13 protein-coding genes are annotated in these 13,750 nt (G+C 70.3%); 9 read left to right on the top strand and 4 right to left on the bottom strand.

Annotation, left to right across the window (positions count from 1 at the left end; all coding sequences use genetic code 11):
• Positions 1 to 71: 71 nt before the first annotated feature.
• The 5 genes from IH68_RS0127350 to IH68_RS0127330 all read left to right on the top strand — a co-directional run bounded on the left by IH68_RS0127350 (position 72) and on the right by IH68_RS0127330 (position 5,408).
• Positions 72 to 2,459, top strand: a complete 2,388-nt coding sequence (locus tag IH68_RS0127350; RefSeq protein WP_030940057.1) for a nitrate- and nitrite sensing domain-containing protein — start codon at positions 72 to 74, stop codon at positions 2,457 to 2,459.
• Between the two features lie 15 nt (positions 2,460 to 2,474).
• A complete protein-coding gene (locus IH68_RS0127345; protein ID WP_030940055.1) occupies positions 2,475 to 2,906 on the top strand; it encodes a roadblock/LC7 domain-containing protein in 432 nt (143 codons plus the stop codon).
• Position 2,907: 1 nt separating this feature from the next.
• Positions 2,908 to 3,267, top strand: coding sequence for a DUF742 domain-containing protein (locus IH68_RS0127340; protein WP_030940053.1), 360 nt, complete (start codon positions 2,908 to 2,910; stop codon positions 3,265 to 3,267).
• Complete coding sequence (locus IH68_RS0127335) at positions 3,254 to 3,856, top strand: GTP-binding protein (RefSeq protein WP_030940051.1); 603 nt, start codon at positions 3,254 to 3,256, stop codon at positions 3,854 to 3,856. Before IH68_RS0127340 ends, IH68_RS0127335 begins: the two co-directional genes overlap by 14 nt.
• A 145-nt stretch (positions 3,857 to 4,001) precedes the next feature.
• A complete protein-coding gene (locus IH68_RS0127330; RefSeq protein ID WP_030940048.1) occupies positions 4,002 to 5,408 on the top strand; it encodes a glycoside hydrolase family 43 protein in 1,407 nt (468 codons plus the stop codon).
• A 66-nt stretch (positions 5,409 to 5,474) separates the two neighbouring features.
• Here the strand turns inward: IH68_RS0127330 and IH68_RS0127325 are convergent, their stop codons facing one another.
• Positions 5,475 to 6,434: an ABC transporter substrate-binding protein gene (locus tag IH68_RS0127325; RefSeq protein WP_030940046.1), complete on the bottom strand. Its 960-nt coding sequence runs from the start codon at positions 6,432 to 6,434 to the stop codon at positions 5,475 to 5,477.
• A gap of 260 nt (positions 6,435 to 6,694) precedes the next feature.
• On the opposite strand from IH68_RS0127325, the gene IH68_RS0127320 reads away from it, so the two are divergent.
• The 4 genes from IH68_RS0127320 (at position 6,695) to IH68_RS0127305 (ending at position 11,100) form a co-directional block, all read left to right on the top strand.
• Entirely contained in the window at positions 6,695 to 9,523 is a 2,829-nt protein-coding gene (locus IH68_RS0127320; protein ID WP_051833753.1) for an ATP-binding protein, read from the top strand.
• Positions 9,520 to 9,978, top strand: coding sequence for a roadblock/LC7 domain-containing protein (locus IH68_RS0127315; RefSeq protein WP_030940042.1), 459 nt, complete (start codon positions 9,520 to 9,522; stop codon positions 9,976 to 9,978). The genes IH68_RS0127320 and IH68_RS0127315 overlap by 4 nt, the downstream gene beginning before the upstream one ends.
• 116 nt (positions 9,979 to 10,094) lie before the next feature.
• A complete protein-coding gene (locus IH68_RS0127310) occupies positions 10,095 to 10,511 on the top strand; it encodes a DUF742 domain-containing protein (RefSeq protein ID WP_030940041.1) in 417 nt (138 codons plus the stop codon).
• Positions 10,498 to 11,100, top strand: a complete 603-nt coding sequence (locus IH68_RS0127305; RefSeq protein ID WP_030940040.1) for an ATP/GTP-binding protein — start codon at positions 10,498 to 10,500, stop codon at positions 11,098 to 11,100. The genes IH68_RS0127310 and IH68_RS0127305 overlap by 14 nt, the downstream gene beginning before the upstream one ends.
• Before the next feature lie 114 nt (positions 11,101 to 11,214).
• Here IH68_RS0127305 and IH68_RS0127300 read toward each other — a convergent pair whose 3' ends face one another.
• From IH68_RS0127300 to IH68_RS0127290, 3 genes are read right to left on the bottom strand one after another with little or no spacing between them, the layout of a single operon-like run.
• On the bottom strand, positions 11,215 to 11,883 hold the full coding sequence (locus IH68_RS0127300; protein ID WP_030940039.1) for an ABC transporter permease: 669 nt from the start codon (positions 11,881 to 11,883) through the stop codon (positions 11,215 to 11,217).
• Positions 11,880 to 12,590: an ABC transporter permease gene (locus tag IH68_RS0127295; RefSeq protein ID WP_030940037.1), complete on the bottom strand. Its 711-nt coding sequence runs from the start codon at positions 12,588 to 12,590 to the stop codon at positions 11,880 to 11,882. The genes IH68_RS0127300 and IH68_RS0127295 overlap by 4 nt, the downstream gene beginning before the upstream one ends.
• Positions 12,587 to 13,735 carry an ABC transporter ATP-binding protein gene (locus IH68_RS0127290; protein WP_030940035.1) on the bottom strand — a complete coding sequence of 383 codons (1,149 nt, stop codon included), beginning with the start codon at positions 13,733 to 13,735 and terminating at the stop codon, positions 12,587 to 12,589. The genes IH68_RS0127295 and IH68_RS0127290 overlap by 4 nt, the downstream gene beginning before the upstream one ends.
• Between the last annotated feature and the right edge of the window lie 15 nt (positions 13,736 to 13,750).

The following is a 13,750-nucleotide window of genomic DNA, read 5'->3' as shown; positions in this document are numbered from 1 at the left end:
TCTCCCCGCTCACGGCCACCCCCGTGTTTCACCCTCCGCCCCTTCCGCTCCGCTGACCGCCTAGGACGACGATGTCTCCACGGACAGGTGCCCGGCGCCGTCTCGGCTCCATACGTCTCTCCCTGATCCTGCTGGCCCTGGTGCCCAGCGTCACCCTCGCCGCGATGTGGGCCCTGACGACGACGCAGATGTTCAACGAGGGGCTGCGGCTGCGGGGGCAGACGGAACTGAGCCGGTCCACCGGGGCCATGGGCACGGAAGCGACGCTCGCGCTGCAGCGCGAGCGCAGCCTGTCGGCGGCCTGGCTGGCCGGCGACCCGCGCGGCTCCCGCACCGCGCTGGTCGCCCAGCGCAAGGAGACGGACAAGGCGGTCGCGAAGCTGGTCGGCCGGTCCGACGCGATCAAGAAGGCGCCCGGGCGCATCTCGGACCGGCTGTACTCGGTGCTCGGTTCGGTGGGCAGTCTGGAGTACTACCGGAGCCAGGTGGACGACCCCACCGACATCACCTCGTCGCAGGCGCTGGACCAGTACAGCTCGATCATCGACGACCAGATACACGCCTTCCAGGAGCTCTCCCAGGTCGACGACGGCGACCTCACCTCGCAGGCCGGACCGCTGGTCGCACTGGAGCATGCAGCGGAGCTGGTCGCACAGGAGGACGCACAGCTCACGCTGGCCTGGCCGTCGGGGCGGCTGAGCGACAAGTCGTGGGCCGCGTTCACACAGCTGGTCGACACCCGGCGCTGGCTGGTCGAGGACCAGATCGTGCCCTCGCTGCAGGGCGGCGCGAAGACGCAGACCGAGCGGATCCTGCAGAGCCCCGAGTGGCAGGCCGTCCAGGAGATCGAGGACAAGGTGCTCGCGGCCCGGCCGGGTGCGGACGGGAAGGTGACGCTGCCCGACGCACGGAACCAGTGGGCGGCCGCCTTCGCCAAGGTCGGCGACGAGTACGGGCAGATGATCCGGGCCCAGACGTCCGGACTGCTCGACCGCAGCGCCGACAAGGCCGACAGCCTGCTGCTCACCGCCGCCTCGCTGAGCGCGGGCGGCCTGATCGCACTGCTGCTGTGCGTGGGCATGTCCTGGCGGATCACCCGCTCCCTGTCGCGGCGGCTGCGCGGCCTCAGGGAGGCCACCCTGAGCCTGGCCGAGGAACGGCTGCCGGACGTCGTGGCCCGCCTCGACCGGGGCGAGAAGGTCGACGCGGACCTGGCGACCCCGCCGCTGGACTACGGCGGGGACGAACTCGGCCAGGTGGCACGGGCGTTCAACAAGGCGCAGCGCACGGCGGTGCACACCGCGGTGGAACTCGCCGACACCCGGCGCGGCTTCCAGAAGGTCATCCTCGGCATCGCCCGGCAGAGCCAGAACCTGGTCAACCTGCAGCTCACCAAGCTGGACGCGCTGGAGCGCAGCCACTCCGACCCGGACGTCCTCAAGGGCCTGTACGAACTGGATTCCACCGCCAGCCAGTTGCGCCGCTACGAGGAGAACCTGGTCATCATCAGCGGCGAGCAGCCGCGGCGCAGCTGGCGGGAGCCGGTCGCGCTGATCGACATCCTGCGCAGTGCCGTCGGCGAGGTCGCGGAGTACCAGCGGGTCGAGGTGCACACCGACGAGGACGTGTGCATCGCGCCGCCCGCGGTGGCCGACGTGATCCATCTGCTGGCCGAGCTGATCGACAACGCGACGGCGTACTCGCCCGCTCCGGCGCCGGTCGACGTGCGGGCCGCGATGGTGGCCAGGGGTCTGGCCGTGGAGGTGGAGGACCGCGGTCTCGGTCTGTCGGAGGAGGACTACGCCTCCTTCAACGCGCAGTTGGCGGTTCAGCCGCAGTTCGACGTGGTGGCGCTGGCCGACGACCTCCGGCTCGGCATGTTCGTGATCGCCCGCCTAGCCACCCGGCACGGCATCGCGGTCACCCTGCGCCCGTCGCCGTACGGCGGAACGACGGCGATCGTGCTGCTGCCGCACGAGATCGTCGTAAGGGAGCCGATCCCGGCCCCCGCCGAGGACACCCCCGCCAAGGAGGAGCCGGCCCCTGCGGAGGAGCCCGCTCAGCCCGTACGGGATCCCCGCCCCGCCACCCCGGCACGCACCGCCCCCGCCGCCGCTGCGACCTCCACCCGGCGATGGGGGTCCCCCCGCTCGAGCGCAGCCGAGAGTGGGGGAGGCCTCGCCCCGCTGCCGCGCCGTGTCCCCCAGACCAGCCTGGCCGCCGAGCTGCGCGAGGAGGCGCCCGGCGACGAACAGGAAGGCCACGCCGAGGAGTTCACCGCCGAGCGGGCCGCCTCCTCGCTCGCCGGTTTCCAGCGCGGCACGCTCCAGGCACGTGACGACGACACAGAGACGCAGTACGACCAGGGTCAGGAGGACGCACCCGTAACTCGGGAACCGGGTGCGCACCTGGCCGAAGAAGGCACCACCGTCCCCTCGACTCCGCCCGCCGACCGCTGACGAAGGAACACCGCCATGACACGCCCCATCCCAGCCACCCATACCCAGCTCGACCAGCTGCTGACCGGACTCGTGGAGCGGGTCGCCGAGGTGAACCACGCCGTGGTGCTCTCCGAGGACGGGCTGGTCGTCAGCAAGTCCACCGGGTTCCTGCGCGACGACGCCGAGCGGCTGGCGGCGACCGCGTCCGGTCTGATGAGCCTGAGCAAGGGCGTCAGCATGGACTTCCGTGGCGGCCCGGTGCGGCAGGCGCTGATCGAGATGGCCCACAGCTATCTGATACTGACCTCGGCGGGCCCAGGCGCTCACCTCGTCGTCCTCACCAGTCAGGGCGCGGACGTCGGCGTGGTGGCGTACCAGATGAACATGCTGGTGAAGAAGATCGGCGAGCATCTCAGCGCGGCACCGCGGGCGGGTCTCGGCCCGACCGCCGAGTCCGGCGCGTGAGGTGAGCGGAGGCGACACGGACGGCCGCCTGGTACGGCTGTTCGCGCTCACCGGAGGACGGACCCGGCCCAGCCGTGCCGACTTCACGCTCATCACGACGGTGACCGCGGTGGACCCGCCGCCGACCTGGGCCACCCGACCGCAGCCCGAGCACCAGCGCATCCTGCGCCGCTGCGCCGAGCCGGTCGCCGTCGCGGAACTCGCCGCGCTGCTCGATCTGCCGGTGAGCGTGGTCGTGATCATGCTCTGCGATCTGTTGGAGAGCGGCCGGATCACCGCCCGCCCCCCGCACCCCGTCTCCTGCCAACCGGAAGACCTGGACCTGCTGCAGAAAGTGAGGGACGGCCTTGGCCGGCTCTGACGTCATCACCCGGGCGGCGCCCGACACGGTGAAGATCCTGATCGCCGGGGGCTTCGGCGTCGGCAAGACCACCATGGTCGGCTCGGTGAGCGAGATCGCCCCGCTGCGCACCGAGGAGCCGCTGACGGCCGCCGGCCTCGGCGTGGACGACCTGGACGGCATCGAGGAGAAGAAGGCCACCACCGTGGCCCTGGACTTCGGCCGCATCAGCATCGGCAGCGACCTCGTCCTCTATCTCTTCGGAACGCCCGGCCAGCAGCGCTTCTGGTTCATGTGGAACGACCTCGCCCTGGGCGCCCTGGGCGCGGTCGTCCTCATCGACGTCCGCCGCCCGGAGACCAGCTTCGCCGCCATCGACTTCTTCGAACGCCGGCGCATCCCCTTCGTGGTGGGCGTCAACGGCTTCTACGGCGACCACCCGTACCCGCCAGAGGAGATCCGCGAGGCACTCGCCCTCCCGGACCACGTCCAGGTGCTGCTGTGCGACGCACGTGAGCGGGAGTCGTCCCGGGACGTACTGATCGCCCTGATCGACCAGTTGATCGCGACGGCGGTCCACACAGGTGGTCCAGGGCCGACGGAAAAGTGAACGGCGAAAATCAGCCAAGCACGACCGTTTCATTGACGCACACGCGCCACCTCCTTACCTTCTGATCGATTTACCGAACCTAGTTCGAGATATCGACCAGCAGGCCGCTGTGTCGGGCACCCCCGCACGCCCCCATGGAGCACGCATGAACGCGACGCCGCACCCCGAGCACCCCCACCCCTCCCGCCGCTCCTTCCTCGGCATGGCGGCGACCGTCCCCCTCGCCGCCTCCGGTGCGCTGGCCCTCGGCGCGGGAACCGCGCGGGCCGCCACCAACTCGGCCTTCGTCATGTGCTACTTCACCGAGTCGCCGGACATGCTGGCCGCCAACTACGGCCTGCACCTGGCCGTCAGCCCCGACGGCCTGCAGTGGACCCCGCTGAACCAGAACAACCCCGTCGCCACCCCCACCGCGGGTTCCCTCGGCCTGCGCGACCCGTTCATCCTGCGCAAGCAGGACGGCACGTTCGTCGTCCTCGCCACCGACCTCAAGGGCACCGACTGGACGTACGTCAGCCAGTACATCCACGTCTGGGACTCCACCGACCTGCGCACCTTCACCGGCTACCGGCGGATGAAGCTGCACGACATGAACACCCACAGCTGGGCGCCCGAGGCCTACTGGGACGCGAGCCGCGGCACGTACGGCGTGATCTACTCGGCCGTGAACTCCAGCGGCCACAACGTGATCATGGTGAACTACACCAGCGACTTCGTGACCGCGGGCAGCCCGCAGGTCTTCTTCGACCCCGGCTACGACATCATCGACGGTGACCTCGCGATCGGCGTGAACGGCGTCAACTACCTCTACTTCAAGAAGAACTCGACCCTGGTCGGCGCGCGCTCCACCTCACTGGACCCCGGCAGTTTCACCCCGTTCAGCACCGCCGTCTCGCACGGCGGCACCGAGGCCCCGACCCTGGTCAAGTCCCTCACGTCGAGCAGCACCTGGTACCTGTGGGGCGACACATGGTCGCCGAACGGCGTCTTCTACGCCTGGCAGACCAGCGATCTGGCCGCCGGCACCTGGACGGCCCTCGACCAGAAGACCTACACCCAGCCGCTCAACTCCAAGCACTGCGGCATCCAGCCGATCACCTCGACCGAGTACAACAACCTGCTCGCCAAGTGGGGCACCCCCGCCTGGAACCGGCTGAAGTCCTACAACTACCCGGCCCGTTACGTCCGCCACGCCGACTACGTCGGCCGGATCGACCCGTACGCCTTCGACCCGTACACCGACTCCCAGTGGAAGCTGGTGCCGGGCCTCGCCGACAGCGCGGGGGTGTCCTTCCAGTCGGTCAACTACCCGACCCGCTACCTGCGGCACTACAACTACGCGCTCCAGCTCGACGTGAACGACGGCACGTCGACGTTCGCCGCGGACGCCACGTTCTACAGGACCGCCGGGCTGGCCGACTCCTCCTGGTCGTCCTTCCGCTCGTACAACAACCCGACCCGGTACATCCGCCACTACGACTACGTCCTGCGCATCGACCCGGTCTCGACCGCCACCGAGAAGCAGGACGCGACCTTCTACGTCGGCTACTGAGCCGGTCCACGCATACGACGCGGGCGCCCCCGGAGAGGGGACGCCCGCGTCGCAGTCGTTCGAGGGTCAGCCCAGGCCGACCGACTTCAGCCAGGCCTTGGCGACGTCCAGCGGGTCCTTGTTGTCGAGCTGGACCTGCAAGTCCAGCTCCAGCAGGGCCTTGGTGTCGAGCTTCGCCGAGACCGCGTTGAGCGCGGCGGTGCCCGCCGAGGACAGGCCGCTCTTGTAGACGAGCGGCTGCACGTTCTCGAAGCCGAAGAGGTTCTTCGGGTCCTGGAGGACGACGTGCTTCTCCTTGACGATGGACGGGTCGGTGGTGAAGAGGTCCGCGACCTGCACCGTGTTCTTCTTCAGCGCCGCCTGGGTCAGCGGGCCGCCCGCGTCCAGCGCCTTGAAGGACTCGAACTCCAGGCCGTACACCGACTTCAGGCCCACCAGGCCCTGCTGCCGGGTCTGGAACTCCGGCGAGGCGCCGATGGTCAGTTCCTTCGCGATGTCCTTGAGGTCCGCGATGCTGGACTGGGACGTCAGCTTGTACTTGTCGGCGGTGGCCTTGTTGACCGTGACCGAGTCCTTGTCCTGCGCGGCGGCGGGGTCGAGGAGCGTCAGCTTGGAGTCCAGCTTGGCCTCGATCGCGGCGGTGGTCGCCTCGACGGTCTTCGGTGCGGCCTTCGGGTCGAGGTAGGCCAGCAGCGCGCCGTTGTACTCCGGCAGCACGGTGATGGAGCCGTTCTTCAGCAGCCCGTACGTCGTCTCGCGGCTGCCGATGTTCGGCTTGTAGGTGACCTTGACACCCTTGGCCTTCAGTGCCTCGCCGTAGATGTCGGCGAGCAGGGTGCTCTCGACGAAGTTGTTCGAGCCGACGACGACGCTCTTGCCGTCGGACCCCCCGTCCTGGAGCGGATCGGAGGACTTGTTGCCGTCGGAGGAGCCACATCCCGCCAGCAGGGCCGTGGTCGCGGCAAGCGCGACGGCCGCCGCGGGGTAGCTCCTGATGGACCTGCTGCGTGGGGCGTTGGAAGTCACGATTCCCGTTCCGGACCTTGGGGATTGATGAGAAGCAAGCTCTGGAACTGATCCAATCCAGCCTGTTTTACTCAGTCAAGAGCAGCCGGGTCACCAATTGGCGTCGATGCGTGATCAGTTGTAAATGCTGTGTAAACAGACGGGGGCGGAATCGGAGGCTCTTTGTAATGGATTCTTGACTAAGGGCAACGTGCTTGATCGTTCAATGGGACGGTAGTCTCCACGCAGTTGGCGATCAGAATCGGTCAAAAGGAGGCCCGGTGGCCGGCATACGGGGCTTCGCCGACCGGTGGTCGTTCCGGCGCAAGCTCAACCTCCTGGTCGGTGTACCGCTGGCGGTCGTGGCCGCCCTGCTCTCCTATCTCATCGCCGGCCAGGTGGGCCAGGCGCGGGCCGCGGCGTCCGCGGCGGACCTCGTGCGCCACAGCGAGCAGGTGGCCTCGCTGGTCAAGGACCTGGAGAGCGAGCACCAGCTGGCGATCCTGCTCTCCGTGCGCTACGAGGCCGGAGGCCGCGGCGTCCAGTCCACGCTCACCGCCTACCGCAAGGCGCAGGACGCGGTCGACGCGCAGATCGCGAAGGTGCGCGCGTCCTTCGGCGGCGGGCTGCCGGACAGCGAGGCGCAGGCACTCAAGGAGGTCGAGGGCCTCACCAGCCTGCGCGGGACGGTCGAGCAGAGCTATCTGCCCGCGAGCAACATCGACCCCGCGTACGACAACGCCGCAAGGACCGTGATCGACGGTCTGGGCCTCGACCGCAACGCGGGGCTGGCGACCACCTTCACCGGCAACCTGCTGGACTCGCTGCTGCGTGCCGACGCCGCGCACGGCTCCTTCGAGACCGGCGTGTTCTCCGCGACGACCGGTGACACGAACGCGCAGATCGAGTTCACGACCGCGGTCGGCGCGTACCAGCTCTACACCAACCAGGCCGAACGCTTCTCCCGGTTCGCCACCGAGCAGCAGGCCGACGAGCTCTCCGGCATCGAGCACACCGCCGCCCAGCAGGACATCGCCCTGACGTATGCCGAGCTCCAGGTGGCCCCCGGCGCCCTGCAGGCCGCCACACCGGCGGAGATCAAGGCGACGTTCCAGACCGCCCTGCGCGACTATCCCGCCTACCCGGAGCAGGCCGCGGCCCGGCTGAAGATCACCTCGTCGCTCATCGGCCAGATCGCCGACGGCGCGGACCACGCCTCCACCAAGGCCTGGTGGCGCGCGGGTCTGCTGCTGGCCGGGGCCCTGCTCGGCTTCGTCCTGTGGCTCGCCTTCTCGGTGCTGGTGCGCCGCTCGGTGGTCGGGCCCGTGCAGGCCCTCACCGGCGCCGCGCGGGAGGTCGCCGACGTGGCGGGCCGGGAACTGGCCCGGGTGGCCGACGACGACGCCGAGGACGACAGCCCGCCGAAGCTGCGCGAGATGCCGGTCACCGCGGACGACGAGATCGGCGAGCTGGCCGAGGTGATCAACCGCGTGCAGACCACCGCGATCGCGCTCCTTGAACGGCAGGTGCTGAGCCGTCGCAACGTCGCCGAGATGTTCGGCAACGTCGGCCGCCGCGTCAGCAACCTGACGACCCGCCAGTTGGCGTTGATCGACGCGGTGGAACGAGGCGAGACGGACCCCGCCCTCCTGGAACGCCTCTACTCCATCGACCACATCGCGGTCCGTCTGCGCCGCAACGCGGACAGCCTGATGCTGCTGGCCGGCATCCGTGAGACGGTCCTCGACTCCGGGCCCACCGCCCTCACCAACGTCGTACGCGCCGCGCTCGGACAGATCGAGGGCTTCCAGCGGGTACGGCTGCATGCGCGCACCGAGGTCATGGTGGAGCCCGACATCATCGGCGACCTGACGCTGATGGTGGCAGAACTGCTCGAGAACGCCGTGTCGTTCTCGCCCGCGGACAGCCCGGTCGAGGTGTACGTACGGAACACCTCCGGCGAGGAAGCAGCCCTCACGGGCGGTGCCTCCATCGTCATCTCCGACCACGGCCTCGGCATGAGCGCCGAGCGGCTCGCCGAGGAGAACGCCCGCCTGATCCGTCGCGAGCGACTGGACGTGGTGCCGACGAAGGTGCTCGGCCTGTTCGTGGTGGGCACCCTGGCGCGCCGCTGGGACGTCAGTGTGCTGCTGTCCCGCACACCGGGCGGCGGCATGACGGCGGAGGTGACGGTCCCCTCGTCACTGCTGCTGACGATGAGCCCGGTCGCCACCACGGTGGACCGGCCGGCCGCCGAACTGCCCGTGTCCGGCACCGCCTCCGGCCCGCGCCGGCCCACCGCGGCAGCCGAAGCCGCGGGAGCATCGAACGACGCCACACACGCCGGCCACCCGGGTCCGCTCCCGCGCCGCGTGCCCCGCCGGGAGCCGGCCCCTGCCGAAACTCCGAGCACGACCGCACCGGAAACGGCGGCGGACACGACAACCACCGCACCCGCATCGGACGTAACACCGACCCCACCCGCCACGGGGGCGACGCCGGACGCGACACCGAACGCACCCGCGCCGGGCACGGCAGCGGACATAGCACCGACCCCACCCGCCGCGGACACGACACCGAGCGCACCGAACGCACCCGCGCGAGGCACGGCTGCGGACGCGACACCGAGCGCACCCGTCCCGGTGCCGTCGGCAGGTGCCGGGGCTGTTCTTCGCTCGCCGTCCGGGTCCGGACAGGTCCCCCAAGCCCGTGTCGATGCGTCCGGCGGTGTGAGCCACTCGCGGACCGAGGACGTAACCCCCGGACGCGCTTCGGGGGTTGGCCCGGAGGTATCGTCTTCCCAGGTCGTCCCGGGCGCGCCAACGCTGTCCGCTCAGGGCGGGACCGGCCGGGCGCCCGTGGGCGACGGCTCCTCGCGGCCTCTGCGGCGCCGTGTCCGCGGTGCCACTCTCCGTACGACCGCCGACACCACTGCCCAGCAGGCGGCGCGGCAGGCCCCGCGGCTCGCCGATGCGGACGCCGTGCGGGACGCACTCGACGAGTTCGAGGCGGCCGTGGAGCGCGCGCACCGCGACAGCGCCGCCACCGGCCGGCCCGCGACCACCGACCCGCACGACCAGAAGCACCTCCCGGAAGGAGCCGAGCAGTGAGTACGCCGACTGGCGCCACCCCCGCCGAACTGCAGGCCGCCGCAGCCGACTTCACCTGGCTGCTCAACCGTTTTGCGACGGAGACCGCGGGCGTCGTCGACGCCATCGCGGTGTCGTCCGACGGGCTGCTCATCGCCGTGTCCGAACTGCGCGAACCCGCAGACTCCGAGCGGCTGGCCGCGATCGTCTCCGGAATCACCAGCCTGGCCGCCGGCGCATCCGGCAACTACGGCCTGGGCGGCCTCAACAAGGTCATCATCGACCTGGAGGGCGGCCATGTCCTGGTCTCCGCGATCGGCAGCGGCGCCGTGCTCGGCGTCGTCACCGACAAGGAGGCCAAGCTGGGCAACATCGCCTACGAAATGACGCTGTTCGCCAACCGGGCCGGCAGCGCGCTCAGCCCGCAGCTCGTGCTCCAGCTCAAGAACAGCGTCGGCTCCGCGTCGGCACGGTAACGCTCCGCTGGACGTGCCGCGAGGGGTGGTTGTTCAACTGCGGCGGAGCCGTAAATGCCACCGCCCCGCGCCCCTTTCAGGGACGCGGCAGAACCGGTCGAGGAGGAAGAAGACCCATGGCGGACGGCTCCCCACCTCCGGGCCCGGACCCGGTCGGTCCGGCCCCCGCCGTACGGCCCTTCCTGGTCACCGCCGGCCGGGTGGCGCCGACGGCGTCCGGCCGCCCGATGCCGGTCGAGACCCAGGTGGTGGCCACCGTCGAGGGCCTCGCCGTCCTCGACGGGCTCTCCTTCGAGCAGCACGACATCGTCGCCGCCTGCCGGCTGCCGCAGTCCGTCGCGGAACTGGCGGCCCGGCTGCGGCTGCACCTCAACGTCGTGCGGGTTCTCGCCGAGGACCTGCGCGCCGCCGGGCATCTGACGGTGTACGTGCCCGACGTCGACGTCACCCACGACGCATCCGTCCTGCGCAGAGTGATCGATGGCCTCCGTGCCATCCCGAACTCCCGAGGGGTACTGCGTGACACCGACTGAACCGGCCACCCTCGCCCCGGCCGACCAGGGGGCCGCCGTACGACCGCCGCTGCCGGTCAAGATGGTGATCGCGGGCGGTTTCGGCGTGGGCAAGACCACCGCCGTGGGTGCGATCTCCGAGATCGAGCCGCTGACCACCGAGGCCGCCATCACGGAGGTCGCGGCGGGCGTGGACGACCTCAGCCACACCCCGCGCAAGACCACGACCACGGTGGCGATGGACTTCGGGTGCATCACCATCGATCCGACGCTGAAGCTGTACCTGTTCGGCACGCCCGGACAGGAGCGGTTCGGGTTCATGTGGGACGACATCGTCGAGGGCGCCGTCGGCGGCCTGGTCATCGTGGACACCCGCCGCCTCGACGACTGCTACGCCGCCGTGGACTACTTCGAGCACCGCCAGATCCCGTTCGCCGTCGCCGTCAACGCCTTCGACGGCAAGGTCGAGCACACCCTGGACGAGGTCCGCTGGGCGCTCGACGTGTCCGAGCGGGTCCCGGTGATCGTGTTCGACGCCCGCGAGCGCGGCTCGGTGCGGGACGCGCTGCTGGTCGTACTGGAGCTGGCGCTGGCACGCACCGAAGGCTGACCTCCGCCGGAGGGGTGAACACGGCCGAGCGGCTCGCGGGCCCCGGAACCCTTCTCTTCCACGACATGCACGAGCTTCCCGGCCTGCTGGGCGAGGCGGTCCTGCCGGCCGGGGTCAGTTGCCGCGCCGCACGCCCGGGGACACCGTGAACCGCGCCACCGCCCAGAAGAACCCGAGCGTGACCAGGGCCAGGACGGCCACCAGGGTCGCGCCGCCCACCACCTTCTCGTAGTTGCGCTGGTAGAGGCCGTCCACGATGTACCGGCCGAGGCCGCCGAGCGCGACGTACGCGGCGATGGTGGCAGTCGAGACGATCTGGATGGCCGCCGAGCGCAGGCCGCTGAGGATCAGTGGGAGCGCGACCGGGAGTTCGACCTGGAAGAGGATGCGCGGCTCGGCCATGCCCATGCCGCGGGCCGCGTCCACCGGGGACGGGTCGACGGAGCGCACCGCCTCGTACGTGGTGACGAGGATCGGCGGGACGGCGAGGACGACCAGCGGGATCATCACCGGCGTCAGGCCGAGCCCGAGCAGCACGAACATCAGCACCAGCAGGCCGAAGCTGGGCAGGGCCCGGCCCGCGGTGGCGATGAACGCCACGGTGTTGCCGCCGCGGCCGGTGTGGCCGGTGAGCAGTCCGACCGGCAGACCGATCGCGGCGGCGATGGCGAGCGCGGTCAGCGAGTACTGGAGGTGCTCGCGCAGCCGGGTGGGGATGCCGTCGTAGCCGTGCCAGTGGGCGCTGTCGCTGAAGAAGGCGTTGATGAAGTGGAGGACGTTCATCGGGCGGCGTCCTCCAGTGCGGCCTGCATCGGTTCGGGTTCGTCGACGGGACGGGGTCTGCGAGTGCCGCGCGGCATCCAGGGGGTCACGAGGACGCGTACGAGGACGAGCAGGGCGTCCGCGAGGATGGCGAGGACGGCCGTACCGACGACGGACAGCCAGACCAGGCGCGGCTGGTGGTAGATCATGCCGTCGTTGAGCAGATTGCCCAGGCCGCCCTGGTTGCCGATCAGCATGCCGACGCTGACCAGGGAGATGCTGGAGACGGTCGCCACCCGGAGTCCCGCGATGATCGCGGGCGCCGCGATCGGCAACTGGACCTGGAAATAGCGGCGTACGGGCCCCAGGCCCATCGCCGTGGCCGCGTCGAGGGTCTCCTGCGGCACGGACCGGACGCCGTCCACGATCGCCGGGACGAACACCACCAGGCTGTAGACGCCCAGCGGGATCATCACCGTCGTCTCGGTCTGGCCGGTGTAGTCGATGAGGACGACGAAGAAGGCGAGCGACGGGATCGCGTACAGGATCGTCGTCACCCACAGCACGGGCGGGTACAGCCAGCGCAGCCGCACGCACAGCTGGGCGATGGGCAGCGCCACGGCCAGTCCGGCCACGACGGGGATCAGTGCCTCGCGCAGATGCAGCCCGACCAGACCCCAGTACGTGTTCTGCAGGTCGCTCGGGATGTCGAAGAAGCCGCCGCTCATCCCACGACCTCTGCGTCGTCCGCGTCGTCCGCGCCGCTGCGGCCCTCGGCGTGGGCGGTGCGGATCGCCTCGCCGATGGTCTGCTGTGAGACGACGCCGGCGACCCGGCCGTCGGCGCCCACCGCGACGGCCCACCCGGTGGGCGAGAGCACGGCGCAGTCGAGTGCGGCGCGCAGCGAGTCCTTGCCGTGCTCGAAGGGGCGCCCGTGGGCGAGCAGCCGGGCGGGGTCGATGGCCCCCGCGGTCAGGGCGCCCGGCTCGCTCCAGCCGAGCGGCTTGCCGTCCACATCGGTGACCAGCAGGTACGGCGCGCCCTTCGCACTGCGCTCGGCGATCTGCTCGGCGGTGGCGTCGACGGCCACGATGGGGGTGGTCAGCAGGTCGAGTCCGGCGGAGGAGAAGAACGACAGCCGCCGGATGCCGCGGTCCGCACCGAGGAAGTCCTCGACGAACGCGTCCGCGGGATTGGACAGCAGCTCGGCGGGCGGCGCGAACTGGGCGAGGTGACCGCCGGTACGCATCACGGCGACCATGGTGCCGATCTTGACGGCCTCGTCGATGTCGTGAGTGACGAAGACGATGGTCTTGCCCAACTCCTCCTGTATTCGGAGCAGTTCGTCCTGCAGCCCCTTGCGCACCACCGGGTCGACGGCCGAGAACGGCTCGTCCATCAGCAGCACCGGCGGATCCGCGGCGAGCGCCCGCGCCACGCCGACGCGCTGCTGCTGGCCTCCGGACAGCTGGTACGGGTAGCGCTTGGCGAGCGCGCCGTCCAGTCCGACCCGCTCCATCAGCTCCCGGGCCCGCGCCCGCGCCTTGTCCTTGCTCCAGCCGAGCAGCCGGGGCACGGTGGCGATGTTGTCGACGATCGTCCGGTGCTGGAAGAGGCCGGCGTTCTGGATGACGTATCCCATGGACCGCCGGAGCGTGTTGACCGGCTGCTGGGTGACGTCCTTGCCGTCGAGGGTGATCGTGCCCTCGCTCGGCTCGATCATCCGGTTGATCATGCGCAGGGTCGTCGTCTTGCCGCAGCCCGACGGTCCGACGAAGACGGTGATGGAGCGGTCGAGTATCTCCAGCGAGAGGTTGTCGACCGCGACCGTACCGTCGGGGTAGCGCTTGGTGACTGAATCTATGCGTATCAAGACGCCGAACACCCT

The organism is Streptomyces sp. NRRL S-646, from assembly GCF_000720765.1.
Lineage (GTDB): Bacteria > Actinomycetota > Actinomycetes > Streptomycetales > Streptomycetaceae > Streptomyces.
Note: the sequence above shows the minus strand (reverse complement) of the source record. Positions and strands in the feature narration are given on the sequence as shown.

What these genes read in the sequence shown, in the direction of transcription:
- IH68_RS0127350 (WP_030940057.1), top strand. Translation starts at nt 72, where the DNA reads ATGTCTCCACGGACAGGTGCCCGGCGCCGTCTCGGCTCCATACGTCTC.
- IH68_RS0127345 (WP_030940055.1), top strand. Translation starts at nt 2,475, where the DNA reads ATGACACGCCCCATCCCAGCCACCCATACCCAGCTCGACCAGCTGCTG.
- IH68_RS0127330 (WP_030940048.1), top strand. Translation starts at nt 4,002, where the DNA reads ATGAACGCGACGCCGCACCCCGAGCACCCCCACCCCTCCCGCCGCTCC.
- IH68_RS0127310 (WP_030940041.1), top strand. Translation starts at nt 10,095, where the DNA reads ATGGCGGACGGCTCCCCACCTCCGGGCCCGGACCCGGTCGGTCCGGCC.
- IH68_RS0127300 (WP_030940039.1), bottom strand. Translation starts at nt 11,883, where the DNA reads ATGAACGTCCTCCACTTCATCAACGCCTTCTTCAGCGACAGCGCCCAC.
- IH68_RS0127295 (WP_030940037.1), bottom strand. Translation starts at nt 12,590, where the DNA reads ATGAGCGGCGGCTTCTTCGACATCCCGAGCGACCTGCAGAACACGTAC.